1 protein-coding gene is annotated in these 796 nt (G+C 48.2%); it reads right to left on the reverse strand.

Annotated features, from left to right (window positions below; translation table 11 throughout):
* Window positions 1–20: 20 nt before the first annotated feature.
* On the reverse strand, window positions 21–796 hold a 776-nt coding region (locus R7Z49_RS24325; RefSeq protein WP_318112270.1), incomplete at its 5' end, for a methyl-accepting chemotaxis protein.

Below are 796 nucleotides of genomic sequence, written 5' to 3' on the forward strand. Positions count from 1 at the left end.
GGGGCATTCATTGGGAGGTTCTAAGCCGTTTTAAACATGGCCATTTGTTGATTCAACTCAGTGACTTGTTGCTTCACTTGCAACGACGTCTCAGAAGCATGCTGACTGTTACTCGCCACCATTTTGACCGACTGCGTAATGCCTGCCATTAACCCATTTATGGATTGCGTTGCGTGAGATTGCTGCTCGGCAGCAGCGGCCAATTCTGCCATTTGCTCGTTTAGAGAACCGATCTGCTCTGTCGTTGAAATCAATCTCGTTACGGCATTATCGATGTGTTCAGCACCTTGCTCTGCCAACGACTGGCTGTGTTCAATTTCCTGAACCACCGTGTGAGTTGAACGCTGAATTGCGTTAATAATACCGTTGATTTCTGTCGTCCATTGCGTGGTTCTTGTCGCCAACATGCGCACTTCATCGGCAACCACAGCAAAACCTCTGCCCTGATCTCCTGCTCGCGCCGCTTCGATTGCCGCATTTAAAGCCAGCAAGTTGGTTTGCTCTGCGACAGAGGTAATCAAGTCTGCCACTTTCATGATTTCTTCATGGCTAGTAATGATCTGGCTGATGGCTTGAGTAGAATCTTCTAGCAGTTCAGAGCTCCTTTCAGCTTGCAAATGAACATCTTCGCTTTTCTCGCGCAGCTCTTCCACAAACTTGCTCGACTCTTCAATCCCTGTGGCCATGTGATGTACTTGTTGGCTCATTTGCTCTGCCGCACTTGCTTGAGATTCACTATTCACGTTGAGTGCATTGACTTGCTCATCCAACTGCGACGATTGCTCATCAAGCGCTT

Origin of the sequence: Vibrio sp. 1562, from assembly GCF_033340155.1 — a bacterium.
Taxonomy (GTDB): domain Bacteria; phylum Pseudomonadota; class Gammaproteobacteria; order Enterobacterales; family Vibrionaceae; genus Vibrio; species Vibrio alginolyticus.